Genomic DNA, 20,160 nt, shown 5'->3' with positions numbered 1-20,160 from the left:
TCACGAGCGGGCCGGTTCGTACTCGCTCTCGTCGTCGAGCATCTCCCCCCACGTGGGCTTCGACTCCTGGTATCCCTTGGCGTGCAGGTTGTAGAGCGTGGCGTAGAGACCGTTCCGCGCCATGAGCTCGTCATGACTGCCCAGCTCCTTCACCGTGCCCTCGTCCAGGACGACGATCAGGTCGGCCGTTCTCACGGTCGCGAACCGGTGTGAGACGAAGACCGTGATGGCCCCGTCCGCCGTCTCACGGGCGGCGGCCTGGAAGCGGCTGAAGATCTCGAACTCCGCGGCCGGGTCGAGGTTGGCGGCCGGCTCGTCGAGCACCCGCAGGACCGGTGCGCCTCGCATGCTCGCCCGGCCCAGGGCCAGCTTCTGCCACTGTCCGCCCGACAGGTCGGTGCCGTCGGGGAAGGTGGCGCCCAGCTGGGTCCGAAGCCCGCGGGGAAGCAGGCCGGGCAGATCGGCCCCGCCTGCCTGCTCCAGCGCGGAGTTGACGGCCCGCTCGTCGTCGAGACGGGAGAGGTCGCCGACTCCGACCGCCTCCTGCAGCAGGAACTCCAGGCGGCAATAGTCCTGGAAGCACGCGGTCACCTTGCTGCGCCACGCCTCGACGCCGAAAGAGCCGAGGTCGGCTCCGCCGTACGTGATCCGGCCCTCGGTGGGGTCGTACATGCGGCACAGCAGCTTGACCAGCGTCGTCTTCCCCGCGCCGTTCTCGCCCACGATCGCCACCGTCTTTCCGGCGGGAAGGCGGAGGGAGACGTTCTGGAGTACGGGGCGGGCGGCGTCCGGGTAGCTGAAGGCGACCTGGTCCAGGACGACGTCGCCGCCGGCGGTCGGCGGAGCGGTCTGGGCGGGCTCCCTGCTCATCCGCGTCTTGGCGTGGTCGGCCAGCCACAGGTAGTACCCGACCGCGCGCACCGCCTGCTGCATCCAGGAGAACATCGAGATCATGCCGGAGACGCTGCCGGTGAGCTGCCCGCACAGCGCGAGAGTGAGGATGACGTCGCCGGGGGTGGCCTGGCCCCGCAGCGCGGCGGTCCCGATGACGTACAAGGCGGCCGCGACCCCGCCGCCGAAGATGAGCCAACCTGCCGCGGTCCAGGTGGCGGTGCTGATCTCCATCCGCCGCTCATGCCCGTTGATCTCTTCACGCAGGTCGTGGTGGCGGGCCGCGATCTCCTGCCGCAGGCCGTAGACCCGCAGCTCCTTGGCCGCGTCCAGCCCGACGGCCAGACCGAAGATTCCGCGTCTGAGCCGGTTCGGGGTAACCGTCGTCTCCTGGGTCTGAGCGATGATCTTCTCGCTGCGCCGGGACGCCACCACCAGAGGGAGGGCCAGGAGCAGGAGCAGGAGGAACTCGCGACGGAGGCTCATGAGCAGCCCGAGTGTGGAACCGAAGGCGACGAGCGCGCGCACGTTCTCGACCAGGGCGCCGAAGGCGGAGCCCAGCCAGTTGCGATGGTTGCGCAGCAGTTCGAGCTGATCCTGGTACGGCGGATGCTCGTGGTGGTCCAGGTGCGGCAGGCCGGCGCACATGGTCATGATCCGCTGGTCCAGCAGCATTCCGACCCGCTGCTGCAGCCGGATGCGTACGTCAGCCGTGACCGTGCCGGTGAAGTTGCCGACGACGACGGTTCCCGCCAGCAGAGCGGCGGCGCCCAGCATGGCGGTGAGGTCGGCGGCCGCGGCGGCGTTCACGATCATTTGCAGGCCGATCGCGGTCACCGCGGCGACGGCCCCCGCCACCGGCGCGAGCACCAGGACGAGGACCGTCCCGAACGCGTCCGCCTTCCAAGCGGTGCCGATGAGCAGCGGGATCGTGCGGATCCATACACGGGCGGGGGTGCGCTCAGACATAGCGTGCCTCCCGGAAAGGAGCGCTCTGCAGGGTGAACAGGCGGGCGTAGCGGCCCTCGCGGGCCATCAGCTCCTCGTGCGAGCCGTACTCGATGACCCGGCCGTCGTCGATCACGCAGATCCGGTCCGCCAAGCGGACGGTGGCGAACCTGTGCGACACCAGGATCGTGGTCAGCCCGCGGGTGATCTGCAGGAAGTGCTGGTAGATCTCGGCCTCCGCCCGTACGTCGAGGTTGGCCGTCGGCTCGTCCAGAACGAGCACCCGGGCGCCGTGCTCCACCGCGAACAGGGCGCGGGCGAGCGCGACGCGCTGCCACTGCCCACCGGACAGGTCCGTGCCGCCCTCGAACCTCCGGCTGAGCGGCGTGTCCCAGCCGGCCGAGAGCCTGGGCAGGACGTCGCTCAGGCCCGAGAGCTTGGCGACCCGGTCGAACGCGCCGTTGGACCGGTCGGCGTCGACCCGCCCGAATCCGACGTTCTCGCGCAGCGTCAGCTCGTAGCGGACGAAGTCCTGGAAGACGATGGCGAGCTGGCGGCGCCATGCGTCGGGGTCGATGCCGCGCAGGTCCACGCCGTCCACCGTGATCCGGCCGGCGCTGGGGTCGTACAGTCTGGCCAGCAGCTTGATCAAGGTGCTCTTCCCCGCGCCGTTGGCCCCGACGATCGCGAGCGAGGAGCCGGCGGGGATCTCCAGGTCCAGGCCGTTCATCACCGGACGATCCGGATAGCCGAAACGTACGCCCTCGAACCGGATCCCCTCCGCGGGCATCCTCGTGTCCTGTACGGGCGAGCCGTGCTCGTCCGCGGTTCCCACGGCGAGCCGCCCGATCGCCTGGGCGTGCGGCACCGCGGCGCTGGCGTGGGTCAGCAGCCACTGTACGTCCCCGATCCAGCCCAGGGAGCCGATGCCGGTGATGGCCTGCAGCGCCACGGTGAGTGCCTGTGCGTCGAACCGCCCAGCCGCCGTCCCGTAAGCCAGGTAGACGAACGCGACGGCGTGGACGGCGCCGAGCATCACGGGGGCGACGGTCCGCGTGAGCGGCCGGCCCGATCCGTTCAGCGCGGCCATCCCCTCCAGCCATGAGCGGGTGAACCGGTCGAGCAGCCAGTCCTGGATGCCGAAGACCCGGATCTCCTTGGCCCCCACACCGTCGGTTGCCAGTTCCCGGGCGTAGGTGGCGTGGCGCAGCGCACCCGCCGCGCTCTCCTCGGCGTCCACCGCCTTCTTGACGTCACGCAGCCGCCACCTGGAGATGGCGATCCAGACCGCCGCGATCGGGAACGGCAGCCACCATTCGACGGTCGCGAGCAGGATCACCGCCGCGATCCCCGTCAGGCGGCTGGACACGAGCCGGGCCAGCGCCGTCACGGCCTGGCCCGGCGGGTATCCGGCCACCCCGATCCCCTGCGCCATCTGGATACGGTCGGCGATCGCGGAATCGGTGAGGTGTTCGATGCCGACCGGGCGCAGCGCCCCTTCAAGCGTGGTCTGGGTGAGCACGGTGTCCACGCGTCGCGACAACAACCAGGCGACCGACGACGCCACGGGCTGAAGGCACAGCCGCAGCACGAAGATGGCGATGAGGAGGCCCAGGTGAAGCAGGCCGGAGCCGCTGTCCTGGCGTGTGACGTCGCCCACGACGGCGGCGGTGGCCAGCATGAAGCCGCTGACCAGCAGGGTCTGCGTGACCACTATGACGGCGAGGGCGAACGTCAGGCCGGGTGAGACGCGCGGCAGGAGCCGGATCACCGCGAGCACGCCGTCCGCCTTTTTGGTCCGGCCCTCGGTGGTTGTTCTCATCTCAGCGCCAGAGCCGCCAGCCATCGCCGGTCACCCCCTTCGACGGTCAGCAGCGCGGCCAGGACGCCCGTCGATCCGCCCTGGAGCCACATGTCGCCGAGCTCGGCGACGTCGTCCAGTCGCTCCCGCAGGTGGGCCGCCAGGTGGTCGGCGAGCTTGGCGCCCTCCGTGAGCGGCGTGTGCCGGGCGAAGGCGTCGTACACCAGCATCAGTCCGGCGGCGCCGTGGCAGATGCCCAGGCTGTCCAGGTAGAAGTCGTCGTCGTACGCGGCCATGAACGAGCGGGCCGACTCCATCGCGAAGGCGCCCAGCTCGCCGTCCTCCAGCACCCGGGCGGCCTCCCAGAGCGTCCACGCGTTGCCCGGCCCTCCGTAGCACCAGGCCTGGCGGCGGCCGTTGCCGCGAGAGGCCCGATGACCGTCCAGCCGCCGCGTGCCGAACGGCCAGGTGATCAGCCCCCGGCGGTCGGTGTACGACTCCGCGACCAGCCGGTCCGCCAGCCGCCTCACCAGATCCCGCAGCTCCTCGCCCAGCCCGTCCACGTCGGCGACGGCGGTCAGCGCGGCCAGGACCCCCGGCAGCCCATGGGCCAGGCCGAGGTTGATCCTGCCGTAGTTCCAGCCGCGAAGGTTCTCGTCCCGGTACTGGCCCACACGCAGTCGCGGCAGCTCCGCGCCCTCGCACAACTGCGCCAGGTGCGCCACCAAGGGGAGGCGTGCCGCGGCGTCGGCGTCGGGATCGCTCGCGAAGGCCACCAGGATCCCCGCCGGGCCGGTGATCAGGTCGTAGTCGGACCAGCCGACCTGCTCGACCCGCCACGGCCGGCCGGCCACGTGGTCGGTGAGCATGGCCCGCTGCTCGGCCAGGGGCCGGGCCAGCGGCGGCCACGTCGCCGAGGCGATGAGCAGGGCGAACATCCGGGCCGCCGCACCACACCCGTGCAGACCCGCGTGGGGAGCGGGACCCCGGAGGTTGCGCAGCCATGCCGCGAGGGCACGGCCGGCGGGGCTGTCACCCGGCGGGCGCTCCGGTCCGGCGAGCAACGCGGCGAGGATCGCCGGCCCGGCGTCGGCTGCGCTTCGCGCCTCACGAGCGATCTGGTCCACGTCGGGAAAGCTTTGTGCGGGATCGGCGGCCACGGCGTACGTCTCCAGCAGCCGCTCGGCTGCCGTACGCACGGGGACATGCGTGGTTGCAGAGGTAGATGCCACGATCGCTCTTTTCGTTGACGTTCTACGCGGTACCCGCGTAGGCGCAGGAACTGTTCCTGCGCCTACGCGTGGGAAAGTGCTCAGTCACACCTCAGTGCAGGAGCAGGTTTGGCACGTGCACGTGGAACTGTCGGCCGGATTGTCGATGAGGTCCAGTCCCGCCGAGTGCAACTCCAACTCCTCGACCAGCGACTCGACCTCGTCCGCGGGGGTTTCCTCCGGCTGGGACGGCGTGTTCTCCGTGTTGTCCGAAGTCATCGGGTCACTTCCTTTCCTGTTTTACGCAGCAGCTAGGCATTGCACGGGTTGCCGTGGTTCGAGCAGATATTGCATGAGCAACTGGCGTGACTGGGGGCATCGCTCTCACCGAGGCCGATTCCCTCCGAGTGCAGCTCCAGTTCCTCGATCAGATCGGCCACCGGATCGGGTCGGTTTCCGGATTCCTGTGCTGTTCTGCATTGCTGCAGCGTCCTGTCGAATGCCATTCGAATCACCGCTCTTTCAAGTGAGGCGCGCCTCGCCGCAAGCGCGCTGAACAGCGTCTTCGGGGGTTGGCGGGGCCGTGTCCGCGCGAGGCGCGCCTCATTGGCAGTTGGGACCGGTTCTCACTCGACGTGGTTACGGCAACGTGGAGCAGACGTTGCAGGTGTCGGTCTCCCCGGTTCCCGGTTGGAACTCAGCCGAGTGGATCTCCAGCTCGTCGATCAGCTCCTCGATGTCCTCCTGGGGCTTTTCCCCAGACTCGGGAGAGCTCTTCGCCGACGGCATTTTTCTAGCAGGTTCCTGAGCAGGCGTGGCAGGTGTTGGTGGCGCAGCCGTTGGTATCGGCGGGGTCGTCGATGGGAGCGTCCACCGAGTGGACCTCCAGCTCCTCGACGAGTTCCTCTACCTCGTCCGGCGCGTTCTCATCGGGCTGCGGAACGATGTTCTCCGACATTTCCAACCATCTCCTTCGGGATTTTTCTTTTTCTGGGTATGGCCCGGTGCCTGACTTTCCGGTTCACCCCCTTCGTTCGCCAGGCCGGTGTGTGTTCAGGGCCGCGACGGCGGCCAGGTGCTTGGGCGGGACCGCGTGCGGGAGGCGGATGAGGACCTCGGACGCCACCTGGCCGATGCCCGAGACGCTGTTGTCGGTCACGTTGAGCTGGTCGGGCGCCGGCAGCATCTCGGCGACGGTCAGGGTCGGCGGCTCGTCGCCGTCGCGCTCCGCGAGCCGTTCCACGGCGTGTTGGAACACCCGGCCCGCGCGCAGGCTCTCCAGGTCGCACGGGAGCGGCCGGTCGCCGTGGGGGCCGGAGACGAAGACCCATCGGGGCAGGCCGAGGCGGTCGCGAAGCCTGGTGAGGGTGCGTAACTGGGTCAGGTCACCGCCGCTCAGGTCGCCCAGGTGCTCCCCGCCGATCCGCCATTGGGAGGCGGAGAGCACCAGCGACCCGCCGACGGTGATCCTGGGCATGAAGGACCGCTTGGGGAACGCGCGCAGGGAACAACGCAGTCGCAGGCAGTGTGCGTCGTGCTGCTGGGAGTCGGCCAACAGGATCGAGGACAGGACGCTCCACGGCACCAAGGCGTTGCGCGTGGCGTGATGGCAGATGCGCAGCGGCCGGCCGGCGTGCGTCACGACCGTGCGTTCGTCCTCACGGTGCACGGTGAGCTCGCTCAGCGGGAGGTAGCGGCCGCCCCCGGTCTCCCAGTCCGAGCCGTAGGCGCGCGGGTCGGGGTCGCCGGTCCACATCGAGGTGTACCGCGGCCGCCGGACCGCGTTGGCGGCCTGTTCCATCAACGGCGGGATCAGCAGCTCGACGGTCGGTACGCCGGTGATCCGGTCGAGCTCGGCGAGGAACTCGCGATAGGCGTCCTCCTCCGCCCTGTCTCCGTGCAACCACCGCAGCGTCTCGGCGAAACGGGCGTCCAGCATCGCGGCCGGCGCGCTGTTGTCGAGCACCCAGCTGTCGCCTGCGAGTGGCCGGACGGTGCAGTCCGTCGGCCAGGTGAGCGGAGCCGCCGCTCCGGCGCCCACAGCGTCGAGCATCGCAGGCGTGATGTCGACGACGGGCGGGGGATCCCCGGTCCGGTCCAGGGATTCGGAGATCAGCTCGAGCAGCCGCGCGTATCCGGAGTCCTCGCCGACGGCCTCCGGCCAGCTCCCTCGGTGATTGCCGCGCCGGCCGAGCTTGCCGGCCTCCGTCAGCGCCTGCGCCTCCTCGGCGAAGACCTCCAGGACGGGACGGGGCCGGGGGCCGATCCGTTCGCCGAGACCGGTACGGTTTTGCGGCCGGTCCTCCTTGATCAGCACGCTGAGGCGGCGATATTGCTCGAACGCGGACTGCAGGGCGTCCACGTCGGCGTTGACCGTGCCCTCGGCCCGCCGGTACACGTCGACGAATCCCGTTCCCGCAGGGGATGCTTCCTGGGCGTCAGGCTTTCTCCATTCGCCGCGCCGCCGCCGGGGCGGCGCGGACACCTGCAGCACGCCAAGCTGCGCGAGCTTGCGAAGGAAACCTGCCGGCACCGTGTCCGGCAGCCGCGCCTGCAGGTCCGGTACCGGGCGCGCGCCGGACCCGAGCGCGTCGAGGACGGTCCGGAGCGCAGTGGTCACCCTCAACCGATGGGTCACCATGTGACTGGACTGTTCGCCCAGGTCCACGCACCAGACGACCAGTTGGTCGCCGTCGATTTGGTGCAGCGGCGTCAGCGACACCCAATGATCGGGACGGAACTCCGGGCTCTCACGGACGAGATCGACCTGCCGGGTGTGGACGTTCTCCACCCAGTCGACGGCGACCTGCCCGTTGACCGAGACGCGCCTGTCCGGAGCGTGAGCGATCGGGGCGAGCGCCACGTGCCCCAGCCATGCGCGCGGGGTCGTCTTGGTCGCGCCTCGTGCGATCATCCGCCAGAGGTAGTCGCTTCGCCTGCGCATGCGCTTCGTGGTCCACGGCTCGCCCTTGGCCAGCCGCCGCTCGATGTCCTCGACCACCTCGGGCGCCGCGCAGGACCGGCCGCCAGGCCGGGACCGGAGCAGGTCCCACGGCGTCGTCAGCAGCCGCTCGTGCTCGGCCTGCACGCGGGTCTCGGCCAACCGCTCCAGCCGCCGCAACTCGGCCGACAGCCGGGCCACCCGGTCCAGGTCGCCCAACAGTTCGTCCGGCGGGCCGAAGGCGGTCACGATCGCGCGGAGCCGGTCGGAGTCCAGGGGAAGCCCCTGGTGCAGGCGGCGCCGTACGGACAGCACGAAGCGGCGTTCCCGGACCGGCAGCTCGGGCCTGGGCACCAACACGAGCCCGAGCCGTTCGGCCAAGGCCGTGGCGTGCTTGCGGTACTCCTCGTCGGCCTCCTCAAGGGCGCGTACCAGTGCGAACAGGTCAGGGTCGGAGGCCGCCAGCCACATGCCCATGGGCAGGCCCGCCACGCGCAGGACGGTCACCGGGCCTCACCCTCCATACGTACGAGGAGCGCATGGGTGATCAGGGCCTGTCGCGGCGCCGGCAGGGCCGCCCGGTTCCAGTGGAAGATGACCACGAAGGAAGCCACCTCGCGTGGGCCGACCATGGCCGAGCCGCTTTCGAAGTAGTCGCCGAACCAGCGCTTGCCTTCCTCGAGCACGGTTTCCCGGTGTTCCCCCGCCAGCTCGACCGCCTCCGGCGACAGCTTGGCGGTCAGCGCGGAGCGCGACGGCCAGGCCGCGCGCAGCGCCGACGCGAGCCGGGCGAAGCGGGGATCCTCGGCCGCCGCAGGAGCGAGCCGGCGATAGCGGCGTACACGATCCCAGACGTCGAGGTCCTCCCAGCCCACGATCTGCATCGCCTCGAACAGCGACCGCAGCATCAGCAGCGACAACGCCCACGCGGGGCCGGGCCGGCGTCCTTCGCCGCCCCCTGCCGCCAGGTGGCGGTGGTGGAAGCCCAGCCAGGCCAGGGAATCGGCGGTGAAGACGCGGTGCACGCTGCGCATCGACGCCGGGCCGCCGAACAGGTACGTCTCCGGCTCGTACACGCCGGGACGCCATTCGCCGATCAACCCCTCCTGATGCCAGCCGTGCAGGTGCTCGCGCAGCAGCAGATTGAGCCTGGCCGCGCCACCCTCGTCCGTCAGGAACCGAATACGCAGGCCAGGGGGCTTGTGCATGAAGAAGAACTCGTGTGCCAGCCCATCGCCGAGGGCATGCCGGGCGACCGTGTCCAGTTCCCGGTAGAGGTCGCCGCGCCGCTCGGGAGGCGCCTGGAGACCGAACTGCAGCCATCGCTCGGCCGGGCCCGCCAGGGTGACGGGCTGCAGCACTTCTGATTCGGTAATCTTGATCGCCCACATGGTCCCAACCTCCACCGTGTGCTTCTCCACGATCGTCGGGGACGGTCTTCAGAACCGGTTCATAGTTCGCTCATAGGAGCTCATCGAGCGTCTGCGCGACCCGGGCATCGCACTTGACCTGGGCGGCCTCCCGCGCCTGCCGGGCGATCCGCTCGACGAGCCCGGCGTCCCCGCAGCGGGCCGCGAGCCTGAGCGAGACCAGCAGCGGCGGGATCCTGGCGCCCGCTCCGCGTACCCGATCCAGCCGGGCCTCGGCGCGGAGCAGGTGGCCGGTCGCCTTCCGCGGACGGCCGGCGTGCAGCTCGGCGGCCGCGGCGGCCTGCTCGGCCAGCACCTCGACGTCCCACCCGCCGGAGGCCGCCGGGTGGCCGGCGGTGCCGTCGCCGAGCGTCGATCGCCAGAGCCGGGCCGCCTTCGCCAGAGGGGTGAACCCGATCACGTCGAAGCGCCTGATCGCCTCCTCCAGCGCCCGCGCGGTGCCGTCGGTGTCGCCGTGCCGTTCTCTGAGCGTCGCCCGGAACATGTCCAGCCCGGCGACGGCCGGCTGGTGCCCCACCCCGGACAGGATCGAGGCGGCTTCTTCCAGGAGGCTCGCGGATCCGGCCGCGTTGCTCGTCATGTCCATGAGCAGGGCGGCCGGGCAGCCGAGCGCGGCGCGAATCGTGTGGGCGTCGTTCAGGTCCGCCCGCAGCTCGACGCAGATCGCCAGCGCCTCCGGCGCCGGGGTGTCCCCATAGGCCAGGCAGAGCCCCAGGTTGCCGTAGATCTCGGTGGCGCCGAAGCACCAGCGGGCCCGGCGTCCGTGCTTGAGCGCGTCACGCAGCACGGCTTCGGCCGTCACGTAGTCACCGGACTCCATGTGCCGCAGGCCCTCCAGCAGCAGGACCCTGGCGTACGCGGCCGGGTCGCCGGCCTGGCCGGCCAGCTCGCGCGCCCGCTGGAGCAGCGGCTCGGGCCGTTCGCCGGTCACCATGGACCTGGCGACCGCCTCGTTCAGCGCGAGATGCGCCGCCGCGGCCACGTTCGCGGCCGTTTCCCAGCGGTGCCTGGCCTGCTCGATCCGCGCAAGGGTCTCGCCGGATCGGCCGGATGCCGCGGTGACGTACGTCTCGATCGCCGCGATCTCCAGCTCCAGCCCGGGCAGATTCAGCTTGAGCCCGCCGGCCCTGGTCGTCTGGTTCAGCGCCAGCGGCAGATCTCCCCGGGAGACGGCGAACTCGGCGACGGCGCACAGCGCGCGTGCCATGCGGACCGCGGCGTCGCGTTCCTCCCGTCCTTCCGGGCGCAGCTCCGACCAGGCCGCATGGGCGCGCTCGGCGTGCAGCGCGGCCAGCTCGACCAGCGAAGGGCGGCGGTCGAGCCGGCTCTCGACCAGGTCGGCGATCCGGGCGTGGACCGCTGCCTGGTCAGCCAGCGGCAGCCGACCGTACGCGACGTCGGCGACCACGGGAGAGTCGACCTCGAGCTCCTCCACCGCCCCGATCCGCAAGACCAGCAGCCGGTGCTCCAGCAACTGGCCGAGCACCTCGTCGAAGGGCTGGTCCAGCGGCGGGTCCAGGGCCTCGGCGATCATCTCCAGATCGTGGGGGGCGCACCGGCCGCCGAGCGCGTTGGCGGCGGCGAGCAGCCGCTGCGCGTCGTCGCCGAGGCGATCGAGGCGGGCGCCCACCGCGGCCTCCGCGGTGGGAGGCAGCAGATCCGTCCCGCTTTCCGTGTCCAGCAGCAGGTGGCTGAGCTGCTCGAGGTACAGCGGATTTCCGGCGCTGCGCCGGGCGAGGTCCTCCAGCTTGTCGCCGGCGGTGAGGCCGAGCCTGCCGATCACGCCGGCGGCCAGATCCCGGGTGTCGGCGAGGTCGAGGGGCGGGACCCGCAGCACGGTGACCGCGCGCCGGGTCAGCGCCAGGGTCTCCACCCGGCCGCAGAGCACGATCGCCGCCGGTACGTCCACGTCGCCGAGAGTCTCCACGAACTCCTGGACGGTCGGTGGAAGCCACTGGCAGTCGTCCAGGACGAGGACGAGCGGCCGCCGTGCCGTCACGTCCTTGAGCAGCGTCCGCAACGTCCAGAAGATCTCTTCCTTGCTCTGCGGCCCTCGACCGGCCGGCACAGGGGGCATCCGGCGGGACGGGCCGCAGTGGGCGGCCAGCTCCTCCGCCATGTGGTACAGCGGCCAATAGCCCAGCCGCTGCCCGTCGTGGCGGCACCGCAGAATCAGACTCTGGGCGTGGTCCGACACCCGCCGGGTCAGCTCCGCCACGAACCGGGACTTGCCGGCCCCCGCCTCCCCGGCCAGCACGAGCACGGGAACGCCCGGCGCCTCCAGCCCGGAACGCAGGAAATCCGCCGCCGCGTCCAGCAGGGGCTGCCGATCCACCAGGGGAAGCCAGGCCGGGTCGGCCTCGGCCGCCCCTTCCGAGGCATCGCAGACCCGCCACGCGCGAAGGGGCCGGCTGAACCCCTTGGCCACGACCGGCTCGACCGGTACGGTGCGGACGCCTCCCCGGACGAGCAGCCAGGTCCGCACGTCGATGAGGACGCCACCGGACGGCGCCGCCGCCTGCAGGCGGGCGGCGCGGTTCATCACCTCCCCGATGGCGAAGGAGGAGTCCCTGCCGGAGAGCGCGGCCTGCCCCGAGGCGATGCCGAAGCGCACGGAGAAGTCCACCCCGCGGGTCCGCCCCAGCTCGGCGGCCTGCCGAGCGATCCGCTCCAGGGAGGTACGGGCGCAGTCCACCGCGCGCAACGCGTCGTCCTCGTGCGCGGCCTCCGCGCCGAACACGGCGACCACCGCGTCACCGATGAACTTCTCCACCCGGCCGCCGTGTTCGGCGGCAGCCGAGCTGACCGCGGCGAAGTAGGCGGCCAGCACATTGCCCCAGACCTCCGGACTCAGCCGGCCCGCCAGCTCCGTCGAGCCCGCGATGTCGCCGAACAACACGGTCACGAACCGCAGGGTCGTCCGGGACGGGGGCGCGGGCCGGCCGTCCGCGGCCAGAGCGAAGCCACAGGTCATGCAGAACCGGGCGGCGGACGGGTTCTCGCCGCCGCAGCGAACGCAGCATTCCATGCTGTCACCAGCACCAGCCGCCGCTGGGGTAGGCGTGCCCCTCGACGTCCGCCGCCTCCTCCAGGCGATCCCGTACGGAGACGAGCACCTGAAGCTCCTCGTCGGTGAGCGCCTCCAGGACCGCCCGCTGTTCGTCGGTCGCGTTCGTCACGTCGAAACCGGCGGCTTCGAGCTGCTCAAGACTCGCCATTGCCACTCCTTTCTTCCGGTGGCGCGCGCCAGGACCTCGTCGATGAGCCGCGTCAAGCCGTGCACCGTGTTGAATGCGCTCAGCCCGATGAGCGCCTCGCCGGCCGGAGTCAGAGGAAGATCGTCCATCAGGCGCCACAGCTCCTCGCGGTGTGCGACGTCCAGGTGAGCGTGGCCGGCCAGGGTACGGAACGCCTCCGGCGCCAGACCGGTCCTCCGGGCGAGGAAGGGCGCCAGGTCGGCCGAGGGCGGGTAGCCCTCCAGGACGGCGATGTGCCCGAGCAGCGCCGCCGGATGGACGTGCTGGATCCAGTAGTACTGGGCGCCGACGACGCCGGCGACGGTCGGTGCCGGCGGGTCGGTCAGCAGCGCGTCGCGGTCCCCGTGCGCCCAGGTGTAGTCGTCGGCGAGGATGCGGTCGTGGCCGTACTCCTCCCGCAGGTGGTGGGCCAGGTACTCGATCAGTCCGCGGGCGGTCTCGTCGTCGCGCCGCAGCGAGACCTGGAGGGCCGTCAGGATGAGCGGAACGGTCGCCCGTACCATGCCGTGCAGGATCTTGATCCATTCGAGGTAGATCTCTCGTGGCGCGGGGTGCCGCCACATCGACCGCGTCTTGCCCAGCAGGCCCGGCATGACGAGGTCGAGCTTGGCCCGGAGCCGGAGACTGGGCGACGGCGCGGCGGTCACGTTCCCGCCTCCCTGCTGTCCAGGTGGCCGGTCAGGGCGGTGAGCAGCCGGCGTCCGCGGTCGTCGTCTTCGTGCAGCGTGTCGTGGGCCCGCCGGCACAGGTCGCACAGGCTTTCGTACCGGCCGCCGGCGAGGGCGGCGAACGGCGGCAGCGCCGTCCAGCCCCGCGGCGGGACCGAGCCCATCGCGCGCAGCAGCGGGTCCGTGCTGAACCTGGCCAGCGCGGCGCGGACCTCGGCCGCGTTCCCGGCCCTCATGCGCAACTCCGCGGGGCCGCCGCCGGCGATGACGGTCTCGTTGCAACATCCGGTGACCGCCCCGTCGTAGCGGACGGTGGGCGAGGCCGTCAGGGGGCATGGCCCCAGCTCGGCCACGGCGTGCGTCCCCCGGGAGGGGAAGACCTCCCGGCCCCGGCCGGCCCGCAGCGGGGTGATCGGCTTGACGTCCGCACGATCGGCCCAGTTCTGCCCCAACGCGGAACGGAGGACGGCACGCACGCGGGCGATCCCCCCAGGCTCGTCGAGGACCTGCGCGACGATGTGGCAGCCCGCCTCCGCCACGTGCCCGAGCGCGCGGCCGAAGCGCTCCAGGCCCACCGTGGCCTGGTGGAAGGAGTCCGTGCTGAGGATCACGGTTGACGTCCGCGCCAGCACGTTCGCGATCCACCGCGGGCAGCGATGCCCCGATGCCCAGTGGCCGCTGGAGAAGATCACGACGTCCTTGCCGGCACCGGTGAAGGCGTCCATCGCCATGCCGAGCCCGCGCCGTTCGGTGAACGGCTCGCCGCCCGAGATCGCGACGGCCTGAACATCCGGTTCCGCGCTGATCCCCGCCACCATCTCGGCGAAGAGCGGGTAGTCGGTCACGCGGGGACCGCCGAGGCGGGCGGCGACCGAGCAGTGGGCGCAGCCGACGGGGCAGCGGTCGGTGATGTAGAACAGCACGGTACGGCCGGGCACGCGGCGCAGCCGCTCGATGTCGGCGAGCGTCAGCCGGCGCATGACAACCCTCGCTCCCGCCAGCCGAGCGTCACCAGCTCGCCGTAACGCCCGATCCCGTGGCGGCGGGCGAAGCCGTACGCGTCCCCTCGCTCGACGAGAGCGCGAACGCCCTGCTCCAGCACGTGCCCGCGGGGGGAGTCCAGATACGCCGCGACCCGTTCGGACAGCAGACCGTCCCGCTGCAGCGCGACGCACGAACCGCAGTAGCCGGTCTCCGGCCGGGACTCCGATCCGAAACGGCTCTGCGTGTATCGCGGCCCGATGGTCCGTACGGCACGCAGCAGCGGACGGGACAGATGCCGCTCGCGGAGCACCGGCCAGGAGTCGTCATCGGCATGGCCGAGCACCAGGTGCGGCGGCCGGGTGGCCTCGACCAGTTCCTGGTTGCAGCAGGCGAAAACGGTCCCGTCGTAGGTCACCAGCGGCCACGCCGCCATCTCGCAAGGCGCCGGGACCGGCCCCATCTCATCAGGCGCCGGGACAACCGGAGCGGAACGGCGAAGGGTCCGAGCACGGCCCACCGGCCGGACGGGCACCACGAACATGGGCACGTCGTCGGCGAACTCGCGCCGCACCTCGCGCACCAGCTCGGCGAGATAGGGGTCGTCGTCCCCGTCCCCGGTCAGCTGCAGGCTCACCTGCGTCCCCCCGGAGCGGACCTCGTGCAGCACGCGGAAGACGTCGCGCCGGCCCACCTCACGCTCGTGATGGCGATCGACGCTGACCGCGAAATGATCGACCGCCGAGACGGCGGCCCGCACGGCCCGGGGAATGGCGTGGCCGTCCCGGGCGAAGAAGAGCCCCGACAGCAGGTACGACCTGGTGCCGGCGCGCCGGGCCGACTCGGCGAGATCGCGTACGAGCCGTGGCCGCAACAGCGCCTCACCGCCGGACATGGCGATGAACACCGGATGATCCTCATCGGTGAAGGACGCGACCAGCCGGCGGAACGGCCGTTCGGCGTGCTCGGCGCCGTCCATCGTCGACTCGGTCGAGCAGTGCGCGCACGACAACGGGCAGCGGCGGGTCAGCGCGAGGAAGACGCCGGCCGCCGGAACGGCGCGCAGCACGGCCATCTCAGCCAAATGCATGGGGAACCCCGCGGGCGGACGTGGCCGCGACGAATTTGCTCAACGCCTGGATCAGCTCGTCGACGACGGCGTCGGAGGCCCCCGTACGGCTGAGTGTGATCTCCAGGCGGCGCCAGGGGGTGAGGCCCTCGTGCGCGCTTCTGGTCAGGGACCGGGCGGCCGCCATGAGCGCGAGCGTGATGGCCGACTGGTTCGCGAGCTCGGTGAACAGGTCGATCGCCGTCATCTCCCCGAATGTGCTGATCGTCGGATCGAGCACCTCGAGCACTCCGATGGCCCGGTCGTCCAGCTCCAACGGCGCCGCCATCAGGACCTCGGGGACGTACCCGGTGCTCTGCGCGAACTCCCGGTCGAACCTGGGGTCTTTGCCGACCTCGCTGAGCAGCAACGTCTCGCCCGTCTGGAACACCCATCCGGCCACGCCGCGTCCCGTCGGGATGGCCACGCCCACCAGGCGGTCCTCGCCCTCTCCTGACGCGGCTTCGAACACCAGCCGGTCGCGTTCCTCGTCGTAGAGGAACACCGACGCCGCCGCGGCCGTGAACGTGAGCCGGGCGAGCCGTACCGTGGACCTCAGCAGCTCGTCGTGCTCACTGGGCCGCAGCAGCCGCCCCAGCGAGGACGTCAGCGTGTCGGAGATGCCCAGGGTCATGGGAGACCTCCTCAAATTCGGTTGTTGGCGATCGCGGCCAGCACGTGCTTGAGCTGGCCAGTGCCGAAGCCCGGGTGCCTTTCCAGCACGCGTGCGCAGAATCCGGTGATGTGCGGCGTCGCGAAGCTGTTGCCGGTCAGCAGGGCCGTGCCGCCGCCGGGTTGCAGGACCTCCACGGTGACGCCGCGGGCGAAGAACTCGGCCGGGGGTTCGGGGTTGCACTCGATGCGCTCAGGATCGGGCAGGCTGTGCGAACCGACGGAGATCACGCTCGGGAAGTGCCAGGGGTAGCTGCGTACCGGCCGGTTGTGCGCCGACGCCACGATCGTGACACCGGCGAAGTACGCCCGGTCCACGAGATCGTGCAGCGCCTCCTTGTGCGCGGTGCGGCGGGTCGACAGGCTCATGCTGATCAGCGCGAACCGCTGCTCGATCGCCCATTCCAGCGCGGCCAGCAACACCTCACCGCGCCCCTGCAGCGCGCCGCCGAGCACCCTGACGCTGGTCAGTTCGCAGCCCGGCGCGAGGTCGCGGATGATCCCGGCGCACGCTGTCCCGTGTCCGGCCTGGTCGCCTGCCTCGTCCGGCACGATCCGGTGCTGGACGTCGTCGCCGTCCGGTCCGGCCGCCACGGCGAGCGCGCTGACCGGCCGCCCGAAGCCCGGGTGCGCCGCGTCCACGCCGCTGTCGATCAGGCAGACGCGCACCCCGGCCCCGGTGGCCTCCCCCCATGCCCACTCGCGGGTGACCGCGCAGGGCAGCGGCAGCCGAGCGGACTCGACGACCGCGCCGCGGGAGGCATGAGCCAGCCGGAACGTCCGTGGCGACGGCCTTTCCGCGACAGCCTGAAAACTGGCCATTGCCCACCTTCACCTGCCTTTGATCTGAATACTGGAATTTTGCGGAGGGCTGTTCATAATTTCTTCATAGTCGGATCAGAGTCCGCGGATCACCGGCTTGACTGCTGCGCAGGATGGCGCATCATGTGGGGGATCGATGATCTTATAAAGCTCAACTCTTGCCCTTGCGTCAGGCGGAGCGTGGCTCATGGTGGAATTTCGGCTCCTGGGAGCGGTTGAGGCCTACCACGACGGGCGGCAGGTGAGGCTGGGCCCGCGCAAGCAGCGGCTGACGCTGGGTGTCCTGGCGCTCGAGGCCAACAGGCCCGTCGCGGTCGACCGGCTGGTCGCGCTGAACTGGCCGTCCTCACCGCCGCGTACCGCCGAGCACGCGGTTCGCGTATCGGTGTCCCAGCTCCGGTCGATCCTGGGGACGGTCGATCCCACCCGCTCCGAGGCGGAGCTCATCGCGCAGGGCGCGGGCTACGTCCTGCGTACGGACCCGCGGCGGATCGACGTCCACCGGTTCAGGGACCTGGTGCAGCAGGCCCGCGACGCCTCCGACGACGAGCGGCGGCTCGACCTGCTGAACCAGGCGCTGACCCTGCGGAGGGGCCCGCTGCTCGCCGGAACGGCGCCCCAGGAGACCCAGGAACGCCTCGGCCGCGGCCTGGAGGAGACCTGGCTCGTGGCGCTGGAGGACAAGGTGGACGCGGAGCTGCGCCTGGGCCGCCACCGCCGCCTGCTGGACGAGCTGACCGAGCTGGCCGCGACGCATCCGTTCCGTGAGCGGCTGACCTGCCAGCTCATGATCGCCCTCTATCGCAGCGGACAGCCCCACATCGCCCTGGAGACGGCCCGCAGGGTGCGCGGTCTCCTGGCGGACGAGCTCGGCATCGACCCCGGCCTGGAGCTGCAGCGGCTCGAAGTGGCCATCCTGCGCAACGACCCGGCCCTGCTCCCCCCGCCGGACCGCGTGGCGGTGTCCGCGCCGCCGGCGATGGTGCCCGCGCAGCTCCCGCCGACCGTCACCGACTTCACCGGCCGGGCCGGGGAGCTGAGGTGGCTGGACGAACTGATCCACGACCACGCGCCCGGCCCGGTCACCATCGCGATCACCGGTCCGGCCGGGGCCGGCAAGACCGCGCTGGCCGTGTACTGGGCACACCGGATCCGCGACCGTTTCCCCGACGGGCAGCTTTACGTCGACCTCCGGGGCTACGCCCCCGGCCCGGCGCTGCCCGCCGCCCAGGCGCTGGCCCGTTTCCTGCGCTCGCTGGGCGTCTCCCCCGAGCATGTCCCCACCGACCTGGACGAGGCCACGGCCCTGTACCGGACGCTGCTCGCCGACAAGCGTGTTCTCGTGGTGCTGGACAACGCCACTTCCCCCGAGCAGGTCCGGCCCCTGCTCCCCGGTGCCGACCGCTGTCTCGTGGTGACGACGAGCCGGGACCGCCTAGGCGGCCTGGTCGCGCTCGAAGGCGCCCGGGACCTGCCGCTGGGCGTGCTGGACCCGGGCGAGGCCCGCGCGCTGCTGGCCAGAATCCTCGGTGCGGGCCGGCTGGTGCCGGAGCCGGACGCCGCGGCCCGCCTGGCGCAGCTGTGCGACTACCTGCCACTCGCCCTGCGGATCGCGGCGACCAACCTCTCCCGGCGGCCCGACCGTACGATCAGCGCCGCCGTCTCGGAGCTGGCCGACGGCAACAGGCTGAACGCCCTCCGGGTCGACGGGGATGACCAGGCGGCCGTCCGCGCCGCCTTCGATCTGTCGTACGCCGCCCTGGAACCGGCCGCGCAGCGGCTCTTCCACCTCATCGGCGTGAGCCCGTGCCCTGACATCACCCCCGAGGCCGCCGCGGCGTTGGCCGACGCCCCCCTCGACCAGGTCCGTCAGAACCTGGACCGGCTGGAACGCGCACATCTCGTCCATCGGCACGTCGCCGGCCGCTACGGTTTCCACGACCTGCTGCGGCTGTACGCGCGGGACTGCGCCGACGATCCCGCGGACTGCGATCAGGCGCTGGAGCGGCTCTACGCGTTCTACCTGGGAGCCGTCGGCGAGGCCGGCCGCCTGCTCTATCCGCGGACCCCGCGGCTGCCGTCCCCGCGACCCACCGCCGCGCCCGTCGCGTTCCGCGACCCGGAGGAAGCGCTGGCCTGGCTGGACGCCGAACGCCCCAGCCTGGTCGCGGCCATCACGTACGCGGCCGAGCACGGCCCGCACCACGCGGCCTGGCGGCTGGCCGACGCGTTACGCGGCTACCTGTCGCTGCGACGGGACCCGATCGACTGGCTCACCATCGCCGGGGCCGCGCGCCAGGCGGCCCGCCGCGACGGCGACCTCGCCGCCCAGGCGGCGTGCGAGCTCAGCCTCGCGCAGGTCCACCAGGCACGCAGCGATCATCGGAGCTCGCGGGACCACTACACGCAGGCGCTGCTGCTCGCCCAGGAGGCCGGGTGGCGCGAGGGTGAGGCCGCGGTGCTCAACAACCTGGGAAACGTGCATTGGAAACTCGGCACTCTCCAGCGGGCGGCCGGCTACTACAGCCGCGCGATCGCGATCTCCATGGAAACCGGCCAGCAGATCGTCCAGGCGACCAGCACCGCCAACCTCAGCATGGTCTATCGCAGCATGGGGGAGCTGCGCCGGGCGATGGCCTACCAGCACCAAGCCCTCGGCCTGTCCAGGAAGGCGGGATATCGAAACGGCGAGGCCATCGCGTTGGAGAATCTGGGCGAAATCTGCCTCGACCTCGGCGAGTTCGATCGTGCCCTGGACTTCCTCGGGTCCGCCCTGGCGATGTTCCGCCAGGCGGGCAACCGTTACGGGGAGGTCCTCGCCCTCGACACGCTCGCCGCGGTCCAACGGGACGCCGGCGACCACGAGCGCGCCCTGGAGTGGGCCGACTCGGCGGTCGAACTGGCCGTCGCGCTCGGCGACCGCCGGGCCGAGTCGGACACCCTCAACACCCGCGGCGCCGTGCACACGCGGCTCGGGCAACCCGAGCTCGCCGTCGAGCAGCACACCCGCGCGCTGGCCATCGCCAGGGAGATCGCCAATCTGCAGCCCACACTCGACGCGCTGATCGGCCTCGCCCTGGCGCATTGGCAGCTGGGCAACCTCGCCGAGGCGTCCGCCTGCGGCTGCCAGGCGCTCGACGCGGCCCGCCGCCAGGGATTCACGCTGCTCGAACACCAGGCGCTCGGCATCCTGGCGGCCGTGCACCTCACCCAGGAGAACATCCCTTTGGGAATGAACCGGGCCAGAGAAGCCCTGAAGGGCCATCGCCGGTCCGGCCACCGGCTGGGCCAGGCAAGGACCATGGAAATCCTCAGAAAAGCCTTTCCCGAAATGGTGGCCGCAGAGCTTTCTGAGTAATTACCAGAACCGGGCGAAACCGGTTGAGTAAATACTCATCAAGACGGCGGCAAAATGGCCGCATAATGTTCT

The 20,160-nt window shown here is 71.3% G+C and carries 16 protein-coding genes; 1 reads left to right on the top strand and 15 read right to left on the bottom strand.

Annotated elements, in window-relative coordinates; translation table 11 throughout:
* The 15 genes from ACIBX3_RS23720 to ACIBX3_RS23650 form a co-directional block, all read right to left on the bottom strand.
* Complete coding sequence (locus tag ACIBX3_RS23720) at positions 1–1,860, bottom strand: ABC transporter ATP-binding protein (RefSeq protein ID WP_397120368.1); 1,860 nt, start codon at positions 1,858–1,860, stop codon at positions 1–3.
* Positions 1,853–3,661: an ABC transporter ATP-binding protein gene (locus ACIBX3_RS23715; RefSeq protein WP_397120366.1), complete on the bottom strand. Its 1,809-nt coding sequence runs from the start codon at positions 3,659–3,661 to the stop codon at positions 1,853–1,855. The genes ACIBX3_RS23720 and ACIBX3_RS23715 overlap by 8 nt, the downstream gene beginning before the upstream one ends.
* Positions 3,658–4,839 carry a lanthionine synthetase LanC family protein gene (locus ACIBX3_RS23710; protein ID WP_397120364.1) on the bottom strand — a complete coding sequence of 394 codons (1,182 nt, stop codon included), beginning with the start codon at positions 4,837–4,839 and terminating at the stop codon, positions 3,658–3,660. Before ACIBX3_RS23710 ends, ACIBX3_RS23715 begins: the two co-directional genes overlap by 4 nt.
* A 117-nt stretch (positions 4,840–4,956) precedes the next feature.
* Positions 4,957–5,130, bottom strand: a complete 174-nt coding sequence (locus ACIBX3_RS23705; RefSeq protein WP_397120362.1) for a hypothetical protein — start codon at positions 5,128–5,130, stop codon at positions 4,957–4,959.
* 360 nt (positions 5,131–5,490) lie between these two features.
* A complete protein-coding gene (locus ACIBX3_RS23700; RefSeq protein WP_397120360.1) occupies positions 5,491–5,640 on the bottom strand; it encodes a hypothetical protein in 150 nt (49 codons plus the stop codon).
* Between the two features lie 4 nt (positions 5,641–5,644).
* A complete protein-coding gene (locus tag ACIBX3_RS23695) occupies positions 5,645–5,809 on the bottom strand; it encodes a hypothetical protein (protein WP_397120358.1) in 165 nt (54 codons plus the stop codon).
* Positions 5,810–5,872: 63 nt separating this feature from the next.
* Positions 5,873–8,299: a lantibiotic dehydratase gene (locus tag ACIBX3_RS23690; protein ID WP_397120356.1), complete on the bottom strand. Its 2,427-nt coding sequence runs from the start codon at positions 8,297–8,299 to the stop codon at positions 5,873–5,875.
* Complete coding sequence (locus tag ACIBX3_RS23685; RefSeq protein ID WP_397120354.1) at positions 8,296–9,198, bottom strand: thiopeptide-type bacteriocin biosynthesis protein; 903 nt, start codon at positions 9,196–9,198, stop codon at positions 8,296–8,298. Before ACIBX3_RS23685 ends, ACIBX3_RS23690 begins: the two co-directional genes overlap by 4 nt.
* Positions 9,199–9,253: 55 nt before the next feature.
* Positions 9,254–12,250 (bottom strand): AAA family ATPase, encoded by a 2,997-nt coding sequence (locus ACIBX3_RS23680; protein ID WP_397120352.1) that lies wholly within the window; start codon positions 12,248–12,250, stop codon positions 9,254–9,256.
* A gap of 4 nt (positions 12,251–12,254) precedes the next feature.
* Complete coding sequence (locus tag ACIBX3_RS23675; protein ID WP_397120350.1) at positions 12,255–12,440, bottom strand: aroma-sacti cluster domain-containing protein; 186 nt, start codon at positions 12,438–12,440, stop codon at positions 12,255–12,257.
* Positions 12,398–13,126 carry an iron-containing redox enzyme family protein gene (locus ACIBX3_RS23670; protein ID WP_397120348.1) on the bottom strand — a complete coding sequence of 243 codons (729 nt, stop codon included), beginning with the start codon at positions 13,124–13,126 and terminating at the stop codon, positions 12,398–12,400. The genes ACIBX3_RS23675 and ACIBX3_RS23670 overlap by 43 nt, the downstream gene beginning before the upstream one ends.
* Complete coding sequence (locus ACIBX3_RS23665) at positions 13,123–14,127, bottom strand: hypothetical protein (protein ID WP_397120346.1); 1,005 nt, start codon at positions 14,125–14,127, stop codon at positions 13,123–13,125. Before ACIBX3_RS23665 ends, ACIBX3_RS23670 begins: the two co-directional genes overlap by 4 nt.
* Complete coding sequence (locus ACIBX3_RS23660) at positions 14,115–15,218, bottom strand: radical SAM protein (protein ID WP_397120344.1); 1,104 nt, start codon at positions 15,216–15,218, stop codon at positions 14,115–14,117. The genes ACIBX3_RS23665 and ACIBX3_RS23660 overlap by 13 nt, the downstream gene beginning before the upstream one ends.
* Positions 15,205–15,870: a GAF domain-containing protein gene (locus ACIBX3_RS23655; RefSeq protein WP_397120342.1), complete on the bottom strand. Its 666-nt coding sequence runs from the start codon at positions 15,868–15,870 to the stop codon at positions 15,205–15,207. Before ACIBX3_RS23655 ends, ACIBX3_RS23660 begins: the two co-directional genes overlap by 14 nt.
* 11 nt (positions 15,871–15,881) lie before the next feature.
* Positions 15,882–16,730 carry a S8 family serine peptidase gene (locus ACIBX3_RS23650; protein WP_397120340.1) on the bottom strand — a complete coding sequence of 283 codons (849 nt, stop codon included), beginning with the start codon at positions 16,728–16,730 and terminating at the stop codon, positions 15,882–15,884.
* 187 nt (positions 16,731–16,917) lie between these two features.
* Between ACIBX3_RS23650 and ACIBX3_RS23645 the strand changes: the two genes are divergently transcribed.
* Positions 16,918–20,088: an AfsR/SARP family transcriptional regulator gene (locus tag ACIBX3_RS23645; protein WP_397120338.1), complete on the top strand. Its 3,171-nt coding sequence runs from the start codon at positions 16,918–16,920 to the stop codon at positions 20,086–20,088.
* Positions 20,089–20,160: the final 72 nt, after the last annotated feature.

Source organism: Nonomuraea sp. NPDC049480 (assembly GCF_044465905.1).
In the GTDB taxonomy this organism is placed as follows: Bacteria; Actinomycetota; Actinomycetes; order Streptosporangiales; family Streptosporangiaceae; genus Nonomuraea.
The sequence above is the reverse complement of the archived record's forward strand: the minus strand, read 5'-3'. Positions and strand labels throughout refer to the sequence as shown.

Coding starts and splice junctions, on each gene's coding strand:
- ACIBX3_RS23720 (WP_397120368.1), bottom strand. CDS start 1,860: ATGTCTGAGCGCACCCCCGCCCGTGTATGGATCCGCACGATCCCGCTG.
- ACIBX3_RS23715 (WP_397120366.1), bottom strand. CDS start 3,661: ATGAGAACAACCACCGAGGGCCGGACCAAAAAGGCGGACGGCGTGCTC.
- ACIBX3_RS23705 (WP_397120362.1), bottom strand. CDS start 5,130: ATGACTTCGGACAACACGGAGAACACGCCGTCCCAGCCGGAGGAAACC.
- ACIBX3_RS23700 (WP_397120360.1), bottom strand. CDS start 5,640: ATGCCGTCGGCGAAGAGCTCTCCCGAGTCTGGGGAAAAGCCCCAGGAG.
- ACIBX3_RS23695 (WP_397120358.1), bottom strand. CDS start 5,809: ATGTCGGAGAACATCGTTCCGCAGCCCGATGAGAACGCGCCGGACGAG.
- ACIBX3_RS23680 (WP_397120352.1), bottom strand. CDS start 12,250: ATGGAATGCTGCGTTCGCTGCGGCGGCGAGAACCCGTCCGCCGCCCGG.
- ACIBX3_RS23675 (WP_397120350.1), bottom strand. CDS start 12,440: ATGGCGAGTCTTGAGCAGCTCGAAGCCGCCGGTTTCGACGTGACGAAC.
- ACIBX3_RS23665 (WP_397120346.1), bottom strand. CDS start 14,127: ATGCGCCGGCTGACGCTCGCCGACATCGAGCGGCTGCGCCGCGTGCCC.
- ACIBX3_RS23660 (WP_397120344.1), bottom strand. CDS start 15,218: ATGCATTTGGCTGAGATGGCCGTGCTGCGCGCCGTTCCGGCGGCCGGC.
- ACIBX3_RS23655 (WP_397120342.1), bottom strand. CDS start 15,870: ATGACCCTGGGCATCTCCGACACGCTGACGTCCTCGCTGGGGCGGCTG.
- ACIBX3_RS23650 (WP_397120340.1), bottom strand. CDS start 16,730: ATGGCCAGTTTTCAGGCTGTCGCGGAAAGGCCGTCGCCACGGACGTTC.
- ACIBX3_RS23645 (WP_397120338.1), top strand. CDS start 16,918: ATGGTGGAATTTCGGCTCCTGGGAGCGGTTGAGGCCTACCACGACGGG.